This window comes from Janthinobacterium paucivorans, assembly GCF_051380805.1.
Taxonomy (GTDB): domain Bacteria; phylum Pseudomonadota; class Gammaproteobacteria; order Burkholderiales; family Burkholderiaceae_D; genus Janthinobacterium; species Janthinobacterium lividum_D.
Genome location: NZ_JBNYXR010000008.1, coordinates 75,683 through 98,268, shown reverse-complemented (window position 1 = coordinate 98,268; position 22,586 = coordinate 75,683). Strand labels below are relative to the sequence as shown.

The following is a 22,586-nucleotide window of genomic DNA, read 5'->3' as shown; positions in this document are numbered from 1 at the left end:
ACTATGCTCCTTCTTCCTGCAACGGGCCTTCAAGCCAGTCGACCTTGTTCATCTTGCGCACCAATACGAATTCATCGCGGTTGGAGCCCACCGTGCCGTAGTAATTGAAGCCGTAGGCCAGCTGGGCGTAGCCGCCGATCATGTGCGTCGGCTTGGGCACGGCGCGCGTCACCGAGTTGTGGATGCCGCCACGCTTGCCCGTCATCTCCGCGCCGGGCACGTTGATGATCTTTTCCTGGGCGTGGTACATCATCGTCATGCCGGCCGGGATGCGCTGGCTGACGATGGCGCGCGCCGTCAGGCTGCCATTGACGTTGAAGACCTCGATCCAGTCGTTGTCGACGATGCCGGCCGTTTTCGCGTCCGTCTCCGACAGCCACACGTGCGGTCCGCCACGCGACAGGGTCAGCATGCGCAAGTTGTCGGAATACGTGGAGTGGATGCCCCACTTCTGGTGCGGTGTCAAAAAGTTCAGCGCCAGTTCCTTGTTGCCATTCGGCTTGCTACCCAGCAGCGCTTGCGTCGTCTTGGTGTTGATGGCCGGCTTGTACACGCACAGGCCTTCGCCGAAATCGCGCATCCACAGGTGATCCTGGTAGAACTGCTGGCGGCCCGTCAGCGTGCGCCATGGGATCAGTTCATGCACGTTGGTATAGCCTGCCGTGTAGCTGACTTCTTCACTTTCCAGGCCCGACCAGGTGGGCGAAGAGATGATCTTGCGCGGCTGCGCCTGCACGTCGCGGAAGCGGATGCTGTCATGCTCGCGCGGCAGCGCCAAGTGCGTATGCTCGCGTCCCGTGATCTTTGAGAGCGCGGCCCAGGCCTTGACGGCCACGTGACCATTCGTTTCCGGCGCCAGCGTCAGTATCATTTCCGCAGCATCGATGGCCGTGTCCAGGCGCGGCTGGCCCTTCGACACGCCTTCGTCAAGCACCGTGCGGTTAATGCCGCGCAATACCTCGACTTCATGCCCCGTTTTCCAGGAAATACCCTTGCCGCCGTTGCCGATGTTTTCCAGCAGCGGTCCGATCGAGCTGAACTTCTTGTACACGTCGCGGTAATTACGCTCGACCACCGTCATGTTCGGCATGGTCTTGCCCGGGATGGCGTCGCATTCTCCGGCACGCCAATCCTTGGGATCGAAAGGCTGGCCCAGCTCTCCCGGCGTATCGTGCATCAGCGGCGTGAGGATGATGTCTTGCTGGGTACCGAGCAGTTCGCCGCCGATTTCCGAGAATTTCGCGGCAATGCCCTTGTAGATTTCCCAGTCCGACTTCGATTGCCACAATGGCTGCACGGCTTCGGACAGCGGGTGGATGAAGGGATGCATGTCCGAGGTGTTCAAGTCATCCTTTTCATACCAGGTGGCCGTCGGCAGCACCACGTCGCCATACAGGCAGGTGGTCGACATGCGGAAGTCCAGCACCACCAGCAAATCGAGCTTGCCTTCGGCGGCGGGACGCACTTTCACCTGTTTCGGCGTGATGCAGTCGTCTTCGTCGCTAAGCAAGCCATTCTGCGTGCCCAGCAAGTACTTCAGGAAGTACTCATGGCCCTTGCCCGAGCTGCCCAGGATATTCGAGCGCCAGACGAACATATTGCGTGGGAAGTTGGCCGGATTGTCCGGGTCGTCGCAGGAAAACTGGAGCTGCCCCGCCTTGATCTGGTCGAGCGCATACGCCGCTGGCGCCTGCCCTGCCGCCTTGGCGGCCTTGGCCACTTCCAGCGGATTGGTTTGCAGCTGCGGCGCCGATGGCAGCCAGCCCATGCGCTCGGCCTTGGCGTTGTAGTCGAGCAGGGTCAGCTCTCCCGTGCCGCCGGCCGCCGATGGCGAGGCAATGTCGCCCGTTTCCAGCTTTTCGTGGCGCCATTGGCTGGTGTGCGCATAGAAAAACGAGGTGCCGTTCATCTGGCGCATCGGGCGTACCCAATCCTGGGCGAAGGCCAGCGGCGTCCAGCCTGTTTGCGGACGCAGTTTTTCCTGGCCCACGTAATGCGCCCAACCGCCGCCGGACTGGCCGATACAGCCGCACATCATCAGCATGTTGATGATGCCGCGATAGGTCATGTCCATGTGGTACCAGTGATTCAGGCCGGCGCCCACGATGACCATGCTCTTGCCGCGCGTCTGGTCGGCGTTTTGCGCAAACTGGCGCGCCACGGTGATGACGTCGGCGCGTTTCACGCCCGTGTGCTTCTCCTGCCATGCGGGAGTGTAAGGCACGTCGTCGTCATAGCTTTCGGCCACGTTTTCGCCACCAAGGCCACGGTCGATGCCGTAGTTGGCCAGGGTCAGGTCGAACACGGTGGTGACCAGGGCGGTCGTGCCATCGGCCAGGCGGATGCTTTTCACCGGCACCCTGCGCAGCAGCATATCGGCTGCATCCTTGCCACCAAAGTAGGCGAAGCCCACTTCCATGACCGCGTCGCTATCGTTGATCATGGACAGCATCGGCACGATAGCTGCGCCGCTACCGCCGGCCTTTTGTTCCAGGTTCCACTTGCCCGACTCGCCCCAGCGAAAGCCGATCGAGCCGGCCGGCGCCGTGATGGTGCCCGTGCTTGCGTCGACGACCAGGGTTTTCCATTCGGGATTGTTGGTCTCGTCGAGGTTGTTCTCGAGGTGCGAAGCGCGCAGGAAGTAGTCGGGCACCAGGGTGCCGTTATGCTCCTTGAGCAGCACCAGCATGGGAAAGTCCGTGTACTGGCGCGCATAGTCGCGGAAATAGGCGCTCTGGCCTTCCGAGTGGAATTCCTTGAGAATGACGTGGCCCATGGCCAGCGCCAGCGCGGCGTCCGTGCCCTGCTTGGGGGCCAGCCAAATGTCGCCGAACTTCACCATTTCGCCATAATCGGGCGAGATGGCGACGGTTTTCGTGCCCTTGTAGCGCACTTCCGTGTAAAAGTGGGCATCCGGGGTGCGCGTCATCGGCACGTTCGAGCCCCACACCATCAAATAGGTCGAGTTGTACCAGTCAGCCGATTCCGGCACGTCCGTCTGCTCGCCCCACACTTGCGGGCTGGCCGGCGGCAAGTCGCAATACCAGTCGTAGAAGCTCAGGGCCACGCCACCGATCAGCGACAGGTAGCGCGTGCCGGCGGCATAGCTGACCATGGACATGGCGGGAATCGGCGAAAAGCCGACGATGCGGTCCGGGCCGTATTTCTTGATCGTCAGCGCATTCGCGGCGGCGATGATTTCATTCGATTCGTCCCAGGTGGCGCGCACAAAGCCGCCCAGGCCGCGGATGGATTTGTATTGCTGCGAGCGCACGGGGTCCTGGCTGATCCAGTCCCAGGCCGTGACAGGGTCCATGGTCTTGCGCGCTTCGCGCCACATTTCCATCAGGCGGCCGCGCACCATCGGGTATTTCACGCGCTGCGCCGAATACACGTACCAGGAATAGCTGGCGCCGCGCGGGCAGCCGCGCGGTTCGTGGTTGGGCAGGTCGGGCCGCGTGCGCGGATAATCGGTTTGCTGGGTTTCCCAGGTGATCAGGCCATTCTTGACGTACACCTTCCAGCTGCATGAGCCGGTGCAGTTCACGCCATGCGTGGAACGCACGATCTTGTCGTGCTGCCAGCGCTGGCGATAGGCGTTTTCCCAGGTTCGGTCTTCATCGACCACGGTGCCATGGCCGTTGGAAAACGGCTCGGCGGGCTTGCTGAAAAATTTAAGGCGGTCCAGAAAGTGACTCATGCTACCTCCACATTACGCCGCAGACAGCGGCGCCAGGTCTTAAAAAACGCTGCAAGCACGATGGCTCGAGCGTCGATGCAAACAGTCTATCGATGCGTCCTGCGCGGCGGTATTGGCAAGAAGTCGGTTTCCCGCACCAGGAATGCATAGGCAGGTAGTCACTATTGCCTATGGGCGCCTCAGGCCTGCTGCGGTATACCTGTCGCCATCGTTCAACCAGGAGAAAAACCATGAGCATTACCGATTACGCCAGCCTGCTGCGCAGCGCCGGCAAGCAGGAACAGCCGCAACGCTTGCTGTTTACCTTTACCCAGGCGCAGGACCAGCCGGGCGGCCAGGGCAAGTCGCTCACGCCCGTGATGTGCGCCGACAAGCTGCCCGATGAACTGGGCAGCTTCGAGACATTGATAGAGGAATCGAGGCAGATGCAGACGCACTGGGATGTGGTCTTCGTAGCAGGATTGGCGGGGCGCGACGGCCAGCCGCCCGCCGCGCAGGACTGCGAGGCGCCCCTGCGCGCCATGGTGACGGCCATCGAGCAAGGCCGCATCGACAGCCTGCTGGCGTTTGATCGCAGCGGCGACCTGTTACGCTTTAACTGAATCCGGCCAAGGGCGCTCGTGCAGATGACGCGCCCGTTCGATTGGGCAAACCAGCGGCAAGAACTGCTGCTGGCGCGCCGAATACGCCATCAGTGCCCCGCTGTCGATGTCAAAATACCAGCCATGCAGTTTTAAGAGCCCCTGCTCCACCCGGCGCTTCAGCCAAGGGTAGGTCAGCAAGTTATCCAGCGACTGCAGGATGCTGGCCAGCTCGCACGCATGGTGCTGCTCTTGCGAAGAGCGGTGCGCCAGCTCGCGCCGCACGCGCTGCGCCACCGGTTCGGCAATGCGCATCCACTGGCCCACGAAGTCCGTTTCCTGTCCTTGCGCGCACGGCTGCGGTTCCAGCAGCGCGCGGATGCCGCCGCAACGCGCATGTCCGAGCACGATGACCCTGGCCACTTCAAGCTTGCAGACGGCGAACTCGATGGCCGAACTGACGCCAGGCGGCGCGTCGGGCGTGCATGGCGGCACCAGGTTGGCGATATTGCGCACGACGAACATGTCGCCCGGGTCGCTGCCCGTCAGCAGCATCGGATCGACGCGCGAATCGCAGCAGCCGATCAGCAAGGTCGTGGGCCGCTGGCCGTCGCGCAGGCTGTCATACAAGGTCTGCGGCTCGCTGAAGTACTGCTGCTGAAACAAGCTGAAGCCGTTGACGAATTTTTCCAGTTCTTCCATCACATACTCTCATTTCCTGAACGCCTGGCAAGAACGACTTGCCAGGCGTTCTAACTAGCAAGGCATCGGTGCGTTCTTGCGGGCGTAGCAGCACCAGGTAATGGCGATGCAGCTCACATAGAAGCCGATGAAGCACCACAGGGCCGCGTCGGGGCTACCCGTCAGCGCAATCGAGGTGCCATAGCTTTTCGGGATGAAGAAGGCGCCGTAGGCCGCCACGGCCGATGTGAAGCCAAGAACCGCCGCACCTTCCTTGTTGGCGTCAACGATGGCTTGCTCCTGCGCCGCCTTGCCTTTGCCGGCGGCCGCGCGCTGGTGCTCCGTCAAAAAGATCACGGGGATCATGCGGAAGGTCGACGCATTGCCGATGCCCGTGCCGGCGAACAGCAGCATGAACATCCAGAAGAAGCCGCTGAAGCTTCCACCCACGCCAGCTTGCGGCATGAAGTACAGCACGCCCAGCACGGCAACGATCATCAGCAGGAAAGACCACAGGGTGACACGGGCGCCGCCCAGTTTATCGGAAATCACGCCGCCGGCCACGCGCGCCAGCGCGCCCACCAAGGGGCCCAGGAAGGCGTAATCGAGGGGATTGACGTCAGGGAACTGGATCTTGATCAGCAGTGGAAACGCGGCCGAATAACCGATAAAGGAACCGAAGGTACCCGTGTACAGCCAGCACATCAACCAGTTGTGCTTGCGCTTGAAGATCACTGCCTGTTCAGAAAACGAAGCCTTGGCCGAGGCCAGGTCATTCATGCCAAACCAGGCCAGCAAGGTACTCAGGGCGATGAATGGCACCCAGATGAAGCCCGCGTTTTGCAGCCACATGTCCTTGCTCACGCCATTTTTGAGCCAGGTCAGCGAATCACCGCCCCAGGCGCCGAAGACGGCGAAAGTGATTACCAGCGGCACCACAAACTGCACCACCGACACGCCCAGGTTGCCCAGGCCCGCATTCATGCCCAGCGCGAAGCCCTTGCTCGCCTTCGGATAGAAAAAGCTGATGTTGGCCATCGACGAGGCGAAATTGCCGCCGCCGAAGCCGCACAGCAACGCCAGGATCAGCATGGTCGGATAGCCGGTGTGCACATCTTGCACGGCCAGGCCGATGCCGATGGCGGGAATCAGCAAGGAGCCCGTGGAAATGGCCGTCCAGCGGCGGCCCCCGAAGATCGGTACCATGAACGAATAAAAGATGCGCAAGGTGGCGCCGGACAGGCCCGGCAAGGCCGTCAGCCAGAACAGTTGGTTGTTACTATAGGTAAAACCGATGTTGGGCAGATTGACCACCACCACGCTCCACACCATCCACACGGCGAACGCCAGCAGCAGCGCGGGAATCGAAATCCACAGATTGCGCGCGGCCGTGGCCTTGCCCGTGTTTTGCCAGAAGCTCGGGCTTTCCGGCTCCCACGTATTGATCATGTAGCGGCTCATTGGTTTGCTCACAGCGTTACTCCTACAGGTTGAGGGAAAGTCGCTGCACGCAGCGGCTTGAACGAGAAATACATCCAGACAAGCGATACGCAGACGGTGCCGTACAGGAGCATGAAGGCGCTCGAACGCACACCGGTGAGGTCCACCAGGGCGCCGAACATCACGGGCAGAATGAAGCCGCCGAGACCGCCGGCCAGGCCCACCACGCCAGAGACGGCGCCGATATTGTCGGAAAAGTCGTCGCCGATGAACTTGAAGACGGAGGCCTTGCCCACGGCCATGGCGATGCCGACGATGAACAGCAGCGCGGTAAACCATAGAGGCGACAGGCCGATGTGGATAGCCAGCGGCCCCGTCACGGTCTCGATCACCATCTGCGTTTGCGGATACGACAGCAGGAAGAAGCACACCCAGCACACCCACATCACGGCCCAGGTGACTTTCGCCGCACCATATTTATCGGAGATCCAGCCGCCAAATGCGCGCAACACGCCGCCCGGCAGCGAGAAGCAGGCAGCGAGCAGCGCCGCGTGCTTCAGGTCGTAGCCATATTCGGCCACGTAATACTTCGTCATCCACAGCGCCAGCGCCACATAGCCACCAAACACCACCGAGTAGTACTGGCAATAGCGCCAAACGCGCGGGTCCTTCAGCACCTTCATCTGCGCCGAAAAGCTTTCGCCCGATGGCGCCAAGTGCGATTTGTCCGTGTATGAAAACAGCCAGAAAACGATGGCCGTGGCCAGCATGGCTAGCGCATACACCTTGGGCAGCATTTGCCAGCCGAAGGCGGCGACGATGCCCGGCGCGACGAACTTGGTCAGCGCGGAACCGGAGTTGCCGGCGCCGAAAATACCCATCGCCAGGCCGCGACGCTCCTTCTCGTACCAGCGTGCCACATAGGGCGTGCCGACCGAGAAGGAGCCGCCCGCCAGCCCGACGAACATGCCCAGCAAGAGAAAGTGCCAGTACGCGCTGGCGTAGGAAATCAAGTAGATCGGCACCACGCTGGCCAGCATCAGCAGGAAGAAGACGCGGCGTCCGCCGTATTTGTCCGTCCAGATGCCCAGCGGTACGCGCACGAGGGAGCCCGTCAGCACGGGCATGGCGGCCAGCAGGCCGAATTGCGTTTCCGTCAAGCCCAGGCTGGTCTTGATGGGAATACCGAGTACGGCAAACATCATCCATACCGCGAAGCAGATCGTAAACGCGAAGGTACTGCTGATCAGCACGCACGCCTGCTTGCGCCGCATGCCCGGCTCGACTGCCTTGTTACTACTGTTGTTCTTAGTGCCATCTAGGGTAGCCACGATGTTTCTCCATGAATGCACTGGCCGTCTGGCCAGCCGTCCCGACCAGCTTACGTGGCGCAGGCGAAAGGCACTATCGGCCACAGGGTGATTATGAAAAGGCAATCTGGATAGCCGCATCGGCAAAAGTGACTAGATGGCGCGGTGCGGGCCTAGGCTGGATGGCGGGCGTTTTACAAAAGGACGCGTTTTTGGCACACTCGGCGCCTGCAGAACAGGCACGAAACAGAGCAGATCATCACCCGCGTGGCCCGGCATGGCGTCCCGACATATGGCGCGGCGCGCCAAAGGCGGCTATGCTGTCGCCACCATCAATCAACGCCCCCGACATCACGCATGGACTATCTGAGCCTCAAGCATTTCCACATGGGCTGCGCCGCCGCCAGCGGCTTTCTTTTCCTCTTGCGTGGCGCATGGATGTTGCGCGCCCCGGCCAAGCTGCAGCAGCGCTGGGTCAAGGTGCTGCCGCACCTGATCGACACGGCCCTGCTGGCCAGCGCCATCGCCCTGGCCGTGTGGAGCGGCCAGTCGCCGGGCAGCCAGCCGTGGCTGGCCGCCAAGCTGTGCGCGCTGGTCGGCTACATCGTGCTGGGCACCATCGCGCTGAAACGTGGCAAGACGCCGGCCGTGCGCGGCGCCGCCTTCGCGCTCGCCGTGCTGGTATTCGCCTACATCGTCGGCGTGGCCGTCACCAAGCAGGCCTGGCCGCTGTGATGCATCAGATATGCAGCAGCGCAAGCGAGCTGGCGGGCGCTGGCGCGCCCTGCACGTGCTTAGTTGGCGCGGTTCTTCTCCAGAAGTTTCTTGCCAGTGGCGTCCTGTAGCCACCATTCACGCACATCGAGCGCCTTGTTCTCGATGCTGGCATTGGCCAGCAAGGGATTTTTCTTCAGGTAGACGATATCTTCCTCGAAATTGTCGTGTATCGAAGCCACTTCCAGGAAACGGTTGGCATCCAGACGTCCCAGATAGATGACCTTGCCAGCCACGACGTCAAACTCGATCGCCTTCGGCGACGATTCGGAGTACTTGGACCTGCTTCCATAGTCAAGCAGCCAGATGAGGATGCGGTAGCGTCCCGGCGTCAGCTGCAGCGCAAAAGTACTGCCCTTGCCCGTAGGCACTTTTGGCGCGACATTCTGCAAGGAGACCTGGCCGGCGGGAGCATGGCTGGATAACCACAGATCTTTGTCCTTGTTGGTGGCAAGGTCGCTGCTGACAATGCCGAATCTGGCGCCATGCGCCTCGAAGACGGCGCGCTCGAACACGGTGCCGACGACAACGCCCTTGGCAAGGTCGGGGGTCGTATAGGTAAACGCAGGCGCTTTATCGTGGCCGGTGACGCAGCCGGACAACAGCGCAGGCAGCAAGACGGCGCACGCCAGCGCGCGCAGCATGGTGGTTCGGACAAACATGGATGATCCTGGATGAAATGAAGAAAATGGGTAACAAGTAATGGGCATGGGGCGACAAGCCCTGTGCCTGCCGGGGCATCGAAAAATATTTCCACATGGGAATATTTTTAGTGTATCCGCTTGGCAGGAAAATGTCTAGTTGATAAGTCGGCGAGGGGCAAAGTACGATTTCTGCAGAACGCAGCAGGCTGCACGACAATGACAGTATTGGCAACATCATCGACAAGCCGGCCACCGTGTACCTGCGCGTTACAAACGACATCATCGAGGCTGCGGTGTTGATGGCAGTGACGCTAGGCCGGCCACTCACTGACTATCGCGGCATCGAGGCGATGGTGGGCAAGCGGCCGGGCTGAGGGCGCTTATTGCATCGGCAAGGCATTCACATCAACGACAGGCATCTGGCCTGTCGCGGGCCGCGTGAAATTCTGATCGGTTTTCACGTAAGCGGCAAAGAAGCCGCCGTTATGCAGGTAAAACTTGCCGTTTTCCAGGCCGCCCGCATAATCCATGCGCTGCGCATTGGTGGCCGTGGCGTCGCCCGTGAAGCGCCCTGCCGTCACTTCGGACCAGGCGCCAGCGCTACTCCTTGCCCACTGGTTACCGAACTGAACGCGGCGCTCCATGTAGCCGTTCGTGTCGATGAAGTTTTCGAGGAAGGAATGCACGCCCGTCAGGTAGGTGGAAATGGCCGGGCGCTTCCAGGTAGCGATATAGCGCCACCGGCCCGTTTCCGGCGCGAAGAACCAGGCCGAATATTCGCTGCTACCCTTGCCGTCGGGCCGCGCGCGGGTGATGAAGCGGTACGTGGTGCCGGCTGCCCAGTTATACGACAGGTAGGTCTGCCCGCCAGTGCCCTCGCCGCCAAAGGCATTGTCGGTCACGCCGGCGCCCTTGCTGACCAGGGTGGTTTTCGCGCCATTGTCGGCATCCCAGACGGAAAACAATATCCAGCGCTCGCTTGGCGACTTCACCTGGATGCCCAGGTAGCCCTGGCCAAAACCGTTGGCCATGAAGTAGGAGCCGATGGCATCCTGACCCACGGGTATCGTCATCTCGTTGTAAAAATACTCGGTATTGGCCGGCACCGTGTAGCCCATGTGCACGGACGGCCCGCGCCGCGACCAGTAGTAATTTTCCGTATCGTCGGCATAATTGAGCGTGGCGCCTGCTGTCACCTTCAGCGCGGCGACCTCGCCAAAGGTGGCCTTGGCGCGCGTCAGTCCCTGCAATTCCACCTTCACATAGCCGGCCGTCGGCACGTTCACCGTGCCCACCGCGTAAGTCTTGCGTGCCTTGTCGGTCAGCTTGACGTCGAACGACTTGCCGTTGATCTTTACGCGCACGGTGCTGCTGCCGCCATCGGCCAGGCTGGCATCGAGCGCCACCTGAACGGAGCCTGCTCCGGAGACGCGGAAATACGTGCTGGCGACGGCATCCGGATTGCTCCAGCCAGTCAAGCCTTGCTCAGTAATGTCGGCGCCGTCCTCACCTCTGGTGATATAGGCATTACCAGCCAGGGCCACCGTCACTGGCACGGCCGTGCTGCTGGCCAGCAAGGCCGTGCCGTCCGTGGTGGCGGTGGGGGCGGTGCCGCCGCACGCTGCCAGCAGCAGGGACATGGCGGGAAGGACTGCATAGCGTAATGAACTTCTGTGTTTCATCAACATCTCCTCGTGGTGCGGCGCGCAACGGACCCAAAAAGGCCTGCAGCGAGCGCCGCGGTTTAAAAAACAAACGGGTAAAAAAAAACCCGCTACGGCACCAGGTGCGGTAGCGGGTTGTGCCGGCTTAGTACTTGCCGTCGAGCGCGAAGATCGGCTGGCGCGCTTTCCACTGGCCGCCCGTGAAGTCAGGGAAGTCCAGGGTCTGGAAGTTGGCGGCGATCGATTGCTCGGACAGCGGCGTGATGGCGCTCCAGGTCACCGCATCGTAAATATCGATCGGCATCGGCGCATTCGCCTTGAGCGCTTCGACAAAGGCGTGGATGACGAAGAAGTCCATGCCGCCATGACCCGCGCCTTCGGCTTGCGCCGCATATTTGCGCCATAACGGGTGCTCATACTTGTCCTGGTAGGCCTGGAAGTCATCCCACTCGTGCGCCTTGCTGACACCTTCGATGTGGATAGCATTGTTCAGGTCCATCCACAGGCCGTCCGTACCTTGCACGCGGAAGCCCAGCGAATACGGACGCGGCAAGCTGGTATCGTGCTGCAAGATGATGGTTTCGCCGTTCTCGCACGCCAGCGTGGTGGTAACGATATCGCCGAGCTTGAACTTCACCTTGGCGTTCGCATGCTGCGCGCCGCCCGGCTGCTTGACAATGTAGTCGTGCAAGCCGCGCGCCTTGCTGGCAAAGGCGTTGATGCGCGTAAAACGGTTGCCGCGATTGATGTTTGTATACATGGCGCAGGGGCCGATGCCATGGCTCGGGTACAATTCGCCATTGCGCTCGACCGAGTGCTGCGTGCGCCAATGGGCCTCGGACCAGCCTTTTTCGCCGAATTCCACACCGCCGCCGTACGGCTTGCCCGGATTGCCGCTGTTGAATTTGACGGCGCGCAAATCGTGCTGATAGCCGCCCTGCAGGTGCAGCAGTTCGCCGAACAGGCCGGCGCGCACCATCTGCAACGCAGCCATCACATCGCGGCGATAGCATACGTTTTCCAGCAGCATGTAAGGCGTCCCCGTTTTCAGCTGGGTATTTAGCACATCCCAGTGGTCTTGCAGGGTAATGCCAGCGACTACTTCGCATCCGACGGCAATCTTCGCCTGCATGGCGGCGATAGCCATGGGCGCGTGACATTCCCATGGCGTGGCGATGATCACGCCATCGAGGCCACCGGCGTCGAGCATGCGCTTGTACGCTTTCTGGTCGCGCTCTTCGCCATAGGTGCGCGGACGCGGCTTGCCGGCTTTGGCCACCTGGCCCAGCGCGTGTTTCAGCATGATCGGGTCGATATCGCACAGGGCAACGACTTCCACGTCATCGCGGCGCACCAGTTCGGCCAGCAGCACCTGGCCGCGCATGCCTGTGCCGATCAGGCCAAGACGAACCTTGTCGCGGCCGGTGGCGGTGGCAGCGTTGGCGGCGCCAGGCAGCAATGTGCTGCCGGCCATGGCGCTGCCAGCCAGCGCGGCGCTGGCGGACAGGAAATTGCGTCGATTGATTTGTATTGTCATTCGTCTCTACTCGCTTCCATTGGTAATGTTCTTCGCCGACCCGCCATGCAGCGGACCGGCGACAGTTTAATAAGTGTATTCAGCCGTGAAACGCACCGAACGCGGCGCCGTGCGTCCATCGACCTGCAGGTAATTGCGCGAGATGGCGCCATGGTCTTCGCGCGTTTCGGTGTAGCGGGTCACGGTCTGGCTGTTGAACACATTGAAGACGTCCACTTTCAAGCTCAACCCTTTGACGGCGCCGGGAGTATAGGCCAGGTTCATGTCCAACTGAGCTTGCCACGGCAGGCGGCCCTGGCTGCCGCGCGGCGCCGGCTTGCCATTGCAATAGAAGTAGGAATCGCCGTAATTGTTTTCGAACTTCAGCGCATCGGGCAGCGCGCCGATGCAGTTGCGCGGCGCACCCGAGGTCAGCGACAGGTTGGCGCCCAGCATCACGTCCGGCATGACCTGCATGAAACCGTAGGCCTTGAAGGCGTGGCGATGGTCGCCCGGCAGGTAGCCATAGGCGTTGTACATCAATTCCTTGTGGTCGTCGCTGACCGTCAGGCCCACATCGCCGCCGCCGACGCTGTCCGTCTGGCCTTCCATATTGCCCTTCAAGACGGACAGGGTGTAGGTCAGCTTGCCGTACCAGCCATTCGTGTACGGGTGCTCGACAAACATGTTCAAGGCACGGTAGGTACGCGACGGCAGCGGATTGCCCCATTCTGCCGCCGAAATATCGACGCGGCGCAAGCCCTTGCCATCGTCGAAGTCCACCATCAGGCTATTGTCGCGGCCTGGGTTGATGATGGCGCACTGGAAGCCGCTCCAGTTGCTCGTGTCAACGCTGTTGCGCGTGGCCCAGGCTTGCAGCGGGCGCTCGTCGCAGACGTCGTCGTTGGTATCGTTCAGCTTACGGTACAGCATGCTGGCGCCCACCACCAGTTGCTTGGAGAGGGCGCGTTCGAAGCCCAGCGAGAATTCATCCTGCGACAGCGGTTTCAGGCCGACGGCTGTCACTTCGCGCGCATCGCGGCTCTGGCCATAGGCGTTGTTAGCCGAATACGGCTTGCTGATGGCATGCAGGCCCGTCGGTGCGCCAGTGACGGGATCGACACCCGTGTAGGTGTACATCTCGCTGGTGGCCAGGAAGGGGCTGGCCATGTTGCTCGACAAATTCGATGGCACCGGCAGGTGGTAGCGCCCGCCATTGGCGAACAATTTAAGGCTGCCGTCGCCCAGGTAATCCCAAGTGGCGCCCACGCGCGGGGCGATCATGTTGCGCTGCGAAATGAAAGCCACGCCATCGGTGCTGTAATTGGTGAACTGTTCGCGGCGCAGGCCCAGATCCAGCAGTACGCGCTGCGTGACCTGATAGTGATCCTGGATGTACTGCGCCGATTGCACGCTGGTCGGACGCGCCAGGTTGGCGTTCAGGTCCTTGCTGACGTAATAGCCCTGCTTGCCGTAACCATCACCCTGATACGGCGTTTCAAAGGCGCCGTTGATCGGCAGATTCGGATCCGTCGCCCGCAGGTAAGTCCAGCGGTAGCCGCCGGCCAGGCTCAGGCCCACTTTCGATTCCACGTCGATGCGGTCGACGCCGCCGCGCAGCGAATGCTTGCCCAGCTTGTATTCGAGGTCCAGGCGCTTGGCCTTCTGGCGGTCTTCCGACGATGGGTCGACCAGGGTGCCGGTCACCGTTTGCGGATTGGAATAGCTAAGGCCAGGCACCTGGGTCGAGGTGTTCGACGAGGTCTGCGCCAGCAGCGGATTGTAGCCATTCGGTGTGCGCGTGTGTGAGGTGCGCGATGCGCCCATCATGGCCGTCAACGTCAGCTTGTCCGTCAGATAGCCCGTATACTTGAAGATGTCGGCATTCGCGCCTGGCGCAGCCGACGAACCGCAGCAATTAATGGTGGTCTCGCTGCCGCCGCCAGGCACGTTGTTGCGTTTCAGCGTGGCATAGTCGAAGCCATAGCTTTGGCTGTCCGTGGTCGTGCGATCATACAGCTTGGTATATTCAAAGTGATGGTCATCCGTCAGATTGTAGTCCAGCTTGGCCATCATGCGGTCAACCTTGCTCTTGCTCTCGCGCCAGCCATTCGGCAGCACCTTGTTCAGCAAGTCGTCGCGCGCACCGGCGATCGAAGCGCTGTTCGTGCGCGTCTGTTCCAGCGCCACAAAGGCAAACAGCTTGTTCTTGATCAGCGGCCCGCTGCCGTACAAGCCGACGACCTTGCTGCTGCTGCTGTTATCGCGATTCCAGTACTTCAAGGTGCCGTCCGTGAGCGCATTGGCGCCCGTGTTCGGGTAATACCTGTTTTCCGTTGTGCCCTTCAGCGAACCGGGGATGATGGAAACCTTACCGCCCAATTCCACCTTGTTGCCGCCGCTCTTGGTGGTGATGTTGATGACGCCGCCCGTGGAGCGGCCAAACTCGGAACCGTAGCCGCCCGACAGCACCTGCAGGTTCGAGATCGCGCCAAACGGCAGTTCCGACGCACCCACCTGCGTCAGGATGTTGGTGATGGGGAAGCCGTTGACATAAAAGGCGTTTTCCGACTGGCCCGAGCCGCCGATCGATGGCGCATTGCCATACGCGCTGTTGGTGCCGCGCGCCACGCCCGGCGTCAGCTGCACGATGGAGGCGACGTCATTGCCCACTGGCAGCGCTTTCAATTCCTTGGCCGTAAAAATCACGCCATTGTTGGTGTTCGACACGTCGATCGGGTTGCGCGACGCCCTTACCACGACAGTTTGCTCCTGAACCGAGGGGCCAGCCGCGCTGACTGGGCCGAAGTTGGCTTCGGCACCCGCGCCGATCAGCGCTTCGACTTCCTGCGACGCTTCGACCGAACCGGCACGCAGCACGCGCACCGCATAGCGTCCTGGCGGCATGGAATTGGCCACGTAGCGGCCCGACGTATCCGGCGTCAAGGTGCGCTGCACACCCGTCGCCAGATTTTCCAGCACCACGCTGGCGCCGGCCGGCGTGCTCAATGCGCCAAAAATGGTACTGGTGGCGTTCGACTGTGCCCAGGCCTGGCCTGGCACGCCGGCCGCCAATGCGATCACGATCGCTGCGGCGCGGCTGATGTCGCGCAATTTGAGTCGGGTGGTATGCATTCTTGTCTCTCCGTCTATATCGAGGGTTATACGCGCCCTCCCCGCTCCAGGGCAGAGTCGGAGGGACGCAATTTTTATGTTGTTCGTCGAGCGGTGCAGCCAGGCAGTTGCACTTTTCGGGAAATCGGTCCGTATCGGCCGATCTTCGTTTTAGTAGGATTACTTTAAAAAGAAAAAGAAGTAGCGTCAACAAAAAGAAAGTTAAAACGCAAAATTGTCGCCAAATCGGGGGCAAAAATGCTATTTATCTTTCGATTTTATGCATTGCCTGGTAGTTAACTTTCGTTATCGTGGCGTAGCAGATACACGCGCCAAAAAAAATCGGGCAAGCGCGAGCCAGAACAGCCCAATAATGGCGGGATGGAAACGCGAAAAAAGAAATTCTCATCCGTTCTATCTTACGTTTATCTTTCGCATTGCGCATTTCGAAACATTAATTTTTTTTCATCCCAATCGCCCAGCCCATCACAACGCAAACCGCGCCGACGGGCTGGGGCAGCGTCAAGCCTTAAAAGAACTTGTAGCTGGCAGAGAGGGCAAACTGGCGGCCGAACAGGTCCTGGCTATGGTTATAGCCTTCCCAGCCATTCGGATCGTAGTAAGGCTGCTTGTTGAACGCGTTTTTCACGTTCAGGCCCACGTCCAGGTGCTTGATCGGCTTCCAGCTGAAGGCCAGGTTGACCGTGGTGTAGGACGGCGCGCCCTTGCACTGGCCCGCAGGCAGGGTAACGGAAGCCGCGCTGCAATTTTCCGGCGTATTGTCCTTGTCCCACGGACCATAGGCCCAGCGCGTCTTGCCCGAATAATTGACGAACACGCTGCTGACGAAATTGCGGTAGCTCCAGTCGGCATTCACAGTGGCGCGGTAGCGCGGCGAATCATAGTAGCCGACGGTATTGCCCTTGATATCGCTGCCATCTTCGCTGTTATGGCTGTCGCGCTTGCGGATGGTGGCCGCGATGCCGGTGCTCAGCTTGCCCCAGTCCCCCAGCGCAAAACGCGTGCGGGCGTCGATGTCGATGCCGTCGATCAGGGTCCGACCGCGGTTCGAGTACGAGTTAATCAAGCCGCCCAGGTTGCCGACCGAGTAGCCTGGCACGCCAGCGGCGCACACGCCCGCATTGGCCGGATTGGCGCACATGGCCGCCACCGCCGCCATGTTGCCGCGGTCGGCGTCAGTCAGGCCATTGCGGATGGCACTCGACGTACCGGCCAGCGTCGGTCCATACTTGCCCACAAGTTCCGTGAACAGTTCGTTGAAGTCCTGGCGCACGATTTCATCACGGCGATACACAAACCAGTAATCGACCGAAATGCTCACATCCTTGGCCGGCTGCATGACCAGACCGAGGGTCGAAATCTTGGCCTTCTCCGGAAGCAGGTTCTGGTTCGGCGGCGTCAGGCCGCCTACCGTCGTCGAGCAGTTCGAATTGAGCAAACTCTTGCCCAGGTCCGCATCGGTAGCCACTTTGGACTTCATCAAGGCGCGCGCCATGGCATTCGTTTCGTCGCAGCGCACCGTATCGCGGATGCCACCCACCTGCGCAAAGACGCCGCCGCTTCCCGCTTCGGCAAGGTTGGGCGCGCGAAAGCCTTCGGAATACGTCCCGCGCAGCATCAGGTCGGGCCGTGCGCGCCAGATCAGGCCCAGCTTGGGTGCCAGGTTGGCGGCGAAATGCGGATATTTGTCCAGGCGCGCGGCCGCATTGACTTCCAGGGTATCGCTAAGCGGCACCACCACTTCGCCAAACACGGCGGCGATGGTGCGCCGGCCGTCGAACCAGGAACCGCCCTGCTGCGTGATCAGGCCATTGGCAGCATCGGCGTTGCCGGGCGTGAGAAAGCTCTCGCGCATGATGTTGGTGCCCACGGCGGCGCGCACTTCGCGCTCACCGAGCTTGAACAAAGTGCCTTCCAGTTTCGCATCCCAGGTCATCAACTTGGTCCACGATTCGATGGCGAAGGTCGGGTAGGCGGCACGCAGGAGCGCCGCGTTGGCGTCGCTGATTTCGCCGAACTTGTAGGCAGGATTGTCCGAGATATACGTGCGCCCGCTGACGGGGTCTTTCGTGAACGGCCCAAACGCCTGCTCGAAACCCTTGATGTTGATATTTGCCGTCTGGAACAGCGTGGAATGGCTGCCCGCTACGCTGAGCGCCGTTTCAACATCCCAGCCGCCGCCGATGCTGCCGCGCAGGCCGACGAGCGCGCGGTAGTTTTCATCGATATTCTTTTGCCCGAAGTGCCCCGTCGCATCCTGCAGCAAGTAGTTCAAGCCTGCCGCGCCGCCCATTTTGGCCACCATGTCAGCATCGAGCTTGCCTTTCAGGTAAGCATTGTTGGGGCTCAGGTAAGGTGTGGCAAAGGTGTTCAGGGTATTGCCGGTGTTGCGCGCGAACCAGTTGTTCGTGCTGCCGCTATTGAAGCTCGACGGCCCGTTCTCGCCGCGCATCTTGATGTGGGTGAAGGCGCCTTCCGCGAACGCTTCCATGTCGCCACCGAGTTTCAGCCGGCCGCTCAGGTAGGCGGTGGCGCGCTCCGAGGTCGGGCCCGTGTCGATCTGATTAGGCAGCGCATTCCACACGCAGCGCGTGCCCGACGCTTCGGTGATGCTGTTATTGCAGCCAGGCGCGGCGCGCTGGCTGCGGGCATTGTTGTTGGCTTTGTCGAAGACAAAGAAGGTCCCCGGATTCATCACGCCCGGTTCGCTGCCGACGCCCACGCGCATGTTTGGAATGAAATTGGGGTTGTTCACATAAAAATACGCGGGACGCTTGCGGTAGGTATCGGCCAGCGCGATGCGGTCGCGCTGGTAGACGTTGACGGAAGCGTAGATGTTGTAACCATCGCTGGCCAGGTCGCCCAGGCCATACAGCACGCTGGCCTGGCGCTCGCCAAACGCTTTCACGCTGGGCGAAAATTCGCCATTGGCACGCGCTTCCAGACCCTGATAACTCTTCTTCGTAATCACGTTGATGACGCCTGCCACGGCATCGGAACCATATACGGCCGATGCGCCGTCCGTCAAAATCTCCATGCGCTCGATGGCGGCGGCCGGAATGGCGTCGATATTGACGAACATGGTCTGGAAGCCGGCCGGCGCGCCATAGAACGACAGGCGGCGGCCATTGAGCAGCACCAGGGTGCCCTGCGCACCCAGGCCGCGCAAGTTCGCTTGCGAGCCGCCATCCGAGCCCGAGAACATCGAACGGAAGTCCTGCTGCGCGGGACGGGCAGCAGGCAGATTGTCGAGCACCTGCAGCAAGGTGAGCGCGCCCATGTTTTCGATCTGCTTGGCGCTGATGACCTGCACCGGCGACGCCGTTTCCGCGTTGATGCGCTTCAGGCTCGATCCCGTCACTTCGACGCGCGCCAGCTTCTCTTCCTCGGCTGCCAGCGCCGTTGACGCCAGCCCTACCGCCATCATGGCGGCCATCAGTTTTTTCAAGTGCATTCCCATCTCCCTTTTTATAAGTGATTTATTTTCGTCAGGCTGCAAGAGCCCCTCCCCGGTCCGAAGAGGGGCTCGTTTTTAGTGAAATGATGAAGTGTGTCTAGCGCGGCTTGACTGTCGCGCCCTCCGTGCCGGTGAGTACGGCGTTGCCCCAGTTGCCGCAGACCTGGGACGGTCGGCTACCGCGCGCGCCCAGGGTACGCAAACTGAGCTCGCTCAGGCCGCGCACGTCGATTTCCGGTTTGACCACTGCGGGAGCCGAGACCAGGCCGCTGTCATACAGCAGCCGCTCACCGCTCCAGACCTGGAATTGCAAGCCGCCCGCGCTGCGGCAGCTGTCGTCCACGCCCAGGTCGGCGCGCAGCAGATTCCAAGTGCCCGTCAGTTGCAAGTCGATGCTGCTGACCGGACCCACGCCGAGGCCCTTGCGGAACCACAGCCCGTTCATGCGCATCTCGGCCGCCTTGCCGGCCGGCCGGTCACGCGCGATATTTTTCGCTAACGCCAGGTCCGACAGATAGCGCTGTACTTCGGCGCCTTCGGCCACGCGATGCTCAAGCACGCGGAACTCGGACAACGTCACTGGCGCCACGTCGGCCGCCAGCGCCGCATCGAACGCGCGTGCCAGCGGCTCCGCTTGCGCCGCCGTGACCATCGGGTCGGCGGACGCCGCGCCATCGCCTTCCGGATTGTGCGTGCTCATGACGCGAAAGCGCAGCAAGCGCCCGGCCGCGGCACGAAAATTGATCGTCTGCGCCCCCTGTTCCAGCTTGAGGCTGCCGCGCGCAAGGGGTGCACCCCACTCGCCATTGTTATCCCCGATGTAGATTTCATAGTCGCGCACCTGGCCATGCTTCCAGTGCTGGTCGTTGCGCGGCGCCAGTTCGATGCCGTCCACCAAGCGCCGTTCCGTGAAACCGATTACCCACTCATGCGGGCCGCTTTTCACCGCAGGGCTGCGCACGGTGCGGAACCACGTCTCGGGCTTGCCATCGAAGGCGTTTTCCAGCCGATAGCCGCTCTCCTCGCCAGGGCGCGTCACCACCTGCATGGCATCGGCCGGCAAGGCGCGGCCCGGCACGGGCGCAGCCGGGAAGTGAGCGTCCAATCGAGCCACGCTCAGCGCGCCGTCGACGCGGATGCGCAAAGGCTGGCCGATATCCTGCGCCGCCACTTTCACGTGCACAGTGCCTTGCCTGTCTGCTGCGTCGAAGTACCAGCCTTCGAGCGCCTTGTCGTAGGCAGCGCGATCGCCAGCGTCGGCCAGCAATCGCTGTCCCGCCTTTACCGCTACCGGCCGCTGGAGCGCCAGCATGCGCAGCGCATAGCCGCGACGCGCTTCCTGGCCCGCGTACTGGCCTTCGACGCCGCCGACGTCGACTTGCACATCGCCGCCCGTCTGGTGCATGCGAATCACTTGCTGGCTGAAGGCGCCGCCCTGATACTGGCGCGTGTTGCCGTCATCTTCATACAGGGTGTATTCGGAATGGCCATGCGGATAGATATCGAGCGTGAGCTGATCTTTCGGCTTCTGGCCGTCGTACAGCATTTCCGGATACATGGGCACGATGGCGCCGGCGCGCACAAACACCGGCAGCTTGTCCAGGCTTACCTGCAGGTCCAGGTCGCGCCCCTTGGCGTCGGCCGTGGCCTGGCGTCCATCCCAGTAGTCGTACCAGGTGCCTTGCGGCAGGTGGATGCCCTTGCGCCAGCCTCCGCTGACGGCCTGGCTGCGGTAGACGGGCGCCACCAGCACGTCGCGCCCCAGCAGAAATTGATATTTGTAGGCTTCCGTGTAGGCGGCCGGATCGTGCGGGTAATCCCACATCAGGCCGCGCACCAGCGGCGCGCCCGTCTGCTCGGCTTCGCGCACCAGCGTGTACATGTACGGCGTCAGGCGCATCTTGAGCTTCAGGTAGCGGCGGTTGATGTCGCGGTAAGGTTCATCGAACCACCACGGATGCTTGCGCTCGGCTGCGGCCCAGCCGGACATGCCCATCAGCACGGGCGTAAAACTCTTCCACTGCAAATCGCGCAGATAGGTTTCCGGGCTGCCGCCAAAGATGGCGTCCACGTCGCCGGAGGCATACGCCTGGCCGGACAGGCCCGAGCCGATCAGGGTAGGGATGTGCCAGCGGATGTAGTCCCAACTGGCGCTCTGGTCGCCGGTCCACGCCACGGCATAACGCTGGATGCCGGCCCAGCCCATCACCGTCCACAAAAATGGCCGGCTGTCGGAGTTGTTCAAAATGCCGTCGTAGGCGGACTTGTTCGCATCCATGGCGAACTGATAGCCCTTGCCCGTCCACGCCACGTCCAGCTTTTGTACGCGGCTGCCCGCCTGGCTCACTTCCCAGGCGATCTTGTCGACGCCGTTTTCGGTCCACAGGCCCGTGCGGAAACCGTAAGCGGCCAGGCCCTTCACCGTAGCGGGCAAATTCGTGTAGCCACAGCCGTAGCCATCGTTGGGTAAAATCCAGCCGCCCGGCATATCGTGTTCTCGGTACTTGCGCGCCACGCTCTCGACCACGTCGGGCGTCTTGCCGGTGGGGCCATCGGTCCAGCCCTTCGGCACGGAACCTGGCTTTTTCACGTTATCGCCATCGTTGTAGCAATCGGCGTCGCCGTATTCCAGCGCCCAACGGGGCAACATGCGCGCACGCCCCGTCAAGTCGGTGTAGCGGGCGACGACGTCGCGCAAGTCCTTGCCGACGAAGAAATACGCGTCGAAGCGGCCTTCCGCATGCTGCAGCGAGATCTGCTGCTGGTCGCGCAAGTCGTAATTACCATCGGACCAGGTATTGCGCAGCACGCCCCAGCCGCGTGAACTCATCAAAAATGGCGCGGGATTGGGCCGGTCGCCCTCTTCCCACCCTCCCGAATACGACACCGGCACCTGCTTACCCTTGAATTCGAAGCGGCCATTTTGCTGGCCGCCGCCGAAAAAGCGCTCGCCCGGCAAGCTGGAAAGGACTTGCACGCCCTGCTTGTCGTCCAGCGACAGCGGCTGCACTTCGCGCCACAGCGGCACCGGGTCACCCTTGCGAAAAAGGCTGAAGCGCAAAGGCTTGCGCTCGATGCGCAGACTCAGAGCCTCGGTGCTGATCAAGATATGCTCGGCCTGCTCGCTGAGTTGATACGCTACATGCGCAGCAGGCTGGCCCACGACTATCGGTGCAGCCTTGTCGCCCGGCCCCGTCAAGCCCCCCTTGCCACCCGCCTCGATACGCAGCACGTCCACCTGCGGCAGGCTGATACGCAGCTGCATACCATTATCGCTACGCAAGTCCCAACCCAGACCCTCCCCCTTGGCCATGTCGGCCGCGTGCACGGCGGAGAGGGATTGCAAATTACCGATAGTGGCACCCTGCAGGCCAGGCGCAGTCAGGGTAGCAAGAGCGGCGAGGACACAGGCGGCAAGGGCACGGCGGGGAAGCGGGAGGGGTTGCATGTGCTGGCTTTCAGGAAATCGAAGTGATAGAAATACTTTAAGAAGAAAAATTAATATCGTCAACATAAAGAAAGTTAAAGCGCAAATATATTCATAAAATACGCAAAATATGCACATTCATCTTACGTTTAATCAAAATTTCATAAATAATACTTTCACTATCGTGGCATTTCAGCGACAACCGCCCCCATTACGGCATTTCATGCGGCGCTGCCACCGCATTCCAGCCCCGTAAA

12 protein-coding genes are annotated in these 22,586 nt (G+C 61.4%); 2 read left to right on the top strand and 10 right to left on the bottom strand.

From position 1 onward, the window contains the following. Position 1: 1 nt before the first annotated feature. Positions 2–3,700, bottom strand: coding sequence for a nitrate reductase subunit alpha (locus ACQ4V8_RS11890; RefSeq protein ID WP_010398569.1), 3,699 nt, complete (start codon positions 3,698–3,700; stop codon positions 2–4). Positions 3,701–3,930: 230 nt separating this feature from the next. Between ACQ4V8_RS11890 and ACQ4V8_RS11885 the strand changes: the two genes are divergently transcribed. Beyond that, positions 3,931–4,302 (top strand): hypothetical protein, encoded by a 372-nt coding sequence (locus tag ACQ4V8_RS11885; RefSeq protein ID WP_010398571.1) that lies wholly within the window; start codon positions 3,931–3,933, stop codon positions 4,300–4,302. Here the strand turns inward: ACQ4V8_RS11885 and ACQ4V8_RS11880 are convergent. Genes ACQ4V8_RS11880 through ACQ4V8_RS11870 form a run of 3 tightly spaced genes read right to left on the bottom strand, consistent with a single transcriptional unit; the run spans position 4,288 to position 7,676 of the window. After that, positions 4,288–4,983, bottom strand: a complete 696-nt coding sequence (locus ACQ4V8_RS11880; RefSeq protein WP_010398573.1) for a carbonic anhydrase — start codon at positions 4,981–4,983, stop codon at positions 4,288–4,290. The genes ACQ4V8_RS11885 and ACQ4V8_RS11880 overlap by 15 nt on opposite strands. A gap of 54 nt (positions 4,984–5,037) precedes the next feature. After that, complete coding sequence (locus ACQ4V8_RS11875) at positions 5,038–6,423, bottom strand: NarK family nitrate/nitrite MFS transporter (RefSeq protein ID WP_010398575.1); 1,386 nt, start codon at positions 6,421–6,423, stop codon at positions 5,038–5,040. Between the two features lie 8 nt (positions 6,424–6,431). Continuing rightward, complete coding sequence (locus tag ACQ4V8_RS11870) at positions 6,432–7,676, bottom strand: MFS transporter (RefSeq protein ID WP_436571568.1); 1,245 nt, start codon at positions 7,674–7,676, stop codon at positions 6,432–6,434. Positions 7,677–8,069: 393 nt separating this feature from the next. Here ACQ4V8_RS11870 and ACQ4V8_RS11865 point away from each other — a divergent pair, with 393 nt between their 5' ends. Then, the gene (locus ACQ4V8_RS11865; protein ID WP_010398578.1) at positions 8,070–8,447 is read left to right on the top strand and encodes a SirB2 family protein; all 378 of its coding nucleotides are present in this window, start codon (positions 8,070–8,072) and stop codon (positions 8,445–8,447) included. A 59-nt stretch (positions 8,448–8,506) separates the two neighbouring features. Here the strand turns inward: ACQ4V8_RS11865 and ACQ4V8_RS11860 are convergent, their stop codons facing one another. The 6 genes from ACQ4V8_RS11860 to ACQ4V8_RS11835 form a co-directional block, all read right to left on the bottom strand. Then, complete coding sequence (locus ACQ4V8_RS11860) at positions 8,507–9,148, bottom strand: hypothetical protein (RefSeq protein WP_128089329.1); 642 nt, start codon at positions 9,146–9,148, stop codon at positions 8,507–8,509. Positions 9,149–9,510: 362 nt separating this feature from the next. Continuing rightward, on the bottom strand, positions 9,511–10,812 hold the full coding sequence (locus ACQ4V8_RS11855) for a DUF3472 domain-containing protein (RefSeq protein ID WP_029496441.1): 1,302 nt from the start codon (positions 10,810–10,812) through the stop codon (positions 9,511–9,513). Positions 10,813–10,939: 127 nt separating this feature from the next. Continuing rightward, positions 10,940–12,331, bottom strand: coding sequence for a Gfo/Idh/MocA family protein (locus ACQ4V8_RS11850; RefSeq protein WP_010398586.1), 1,392 nt, complete (start codon positions 12,329–12,331; stop codon positions 10,940–10,942). A 66-nt stretch (positions 12,332–12,397) separates the two neighbouring features. Further along, entirely contained in the window at positions 12,398–15,445 is a 3,048-nt protein-coding gene (locus tag ACQ4V8_RS11845; RefSeq protein ID WP_436571515.1) for a TonB-dependent receptor, read from the bottom strand. Positions 15,446–15,953: 508 nt separating this feature from the next. Next, positions 15,954–18,899: a TonB-dependent receptor plug domain-containing protein gene (locus ACQ4V8_RS11840; protein WP_436571514.1), complete on the bottom strand. Its 2,946-nt coding sequence runs from the start codon at positions 18,897–18,899 to the stop codon at positions 15,954–15,956. 100 nt (positions 18,900–18,999) lie between these two features. After that, positions 19,000–22,350 (bottom strand): TIM-barrel domain-containing protein, encoded by a 3,351-nt coding sequence (locus ACQ4V8_RS11835; protein WP_436571513.1) that lies wholly within the window; start codon positions 22,348–22,350, stop codon positions 19,000–19,002. Positions 22,351–22,586: the final 236 nt, after the last annotated feature.

What these genes read in the sequence shown, in the direction of transcription:
- ACQ4V8_RS11860 (WP_128089329.1), bottom strand. Translation starts at nt 9,148, where the DNA reads ATGTTTGTCCGAACCACCATGCTGCGCGCGCTGGCGTGCGCCGTCTTG.
- ACQ4V8_RS11865 (WP_010398578.1), top strand. Translation starts at nt 8,070, where the DNA reads ATGGACTATCTGAGCCTCAAGCATTTCCACATGGGCTGCGCCGCCGCC.
- ACQ4V8_RS11855 (WP_029496441.1), bottom strand. Translation starts at nt 10,812, where the DNA reads ATGAAACACAGAAGTTCATTACGCTATGCAGTCCTTCCCGCCATGTCC.
- ACQ4V8_RS11875 (WP_010398575.1), bottom strand. Translation starts at nt 6,423, where the DNA reads ATGAGCCGCTACATGATCAATACGTGGGAGCCGGAAAGCCCGAGCTTC.
- ACQ4V8_RS11835 (WP_436571513.1), bottom strand. Translation starts at nt 22,350, where the DNA reads ATGCAACCCCTCCCGCTTCCCCGCCGTGCCCTTGCCGCCTGTGTCCTC.
- ACQ4V8_RS11890 (WP_010398569.1), bottom strand. Translation starts at nt 3,700, where the DNA reads ATGAGTCACTTTCTGGACCGCCTTAAATTTTTCAGCAAGCCCGCCGAG.
- ACQ4V8_RS11870 (WP_436571568.1), bottom strand. Translation starts at nt 7,676, where the DNA reads ATGCGGCGCAAGCAGGCGTGCGTGCTGATCAGCAGTACCTTCGCGTTT.
- ACQ4V8_RS11845 (WP_436571515.1), bottom strand. Translation starts at nt 15,445, where the DNA reads ATGCATACCACCCGACTCAAATTGCGCGACATCAGCCGCGCCGCAGCG.
- ACQ4V8_RS11880 (WP_010398573.1), bottom strand. Translation starts at nt 4,983, where the DNA reads ATGGAAGAACTGGAAAAATTCGTCAACGGCTTCAGCTTGTTTCAGCAG.
- ACQ4V8_RS11840 (WP_436571514.1), bottom strand. Translation starts at nt 18,899, where the DNA reads ATGCACTTGAAAAAACTGATGGCCGCCATGATGGCGGTAGGGCTGGCG.
- ACQ4V8_RS11885 (WP_010398571.1), top strand. Translation starts at nt 3,931, where the DNA reads ATGAGCATTACCGATTACGCCAGCCTGCTGCGCAGCGCCGGCAAGCAG.
- ACQ4V8_RS11850 (WP_010398586.1), bottom strand. Translation starts at nt 12,331, where the DNA reads ATGACAATACAAATCAATCGACGCAATTTCCTGTCCGCCAGCGCCGCG.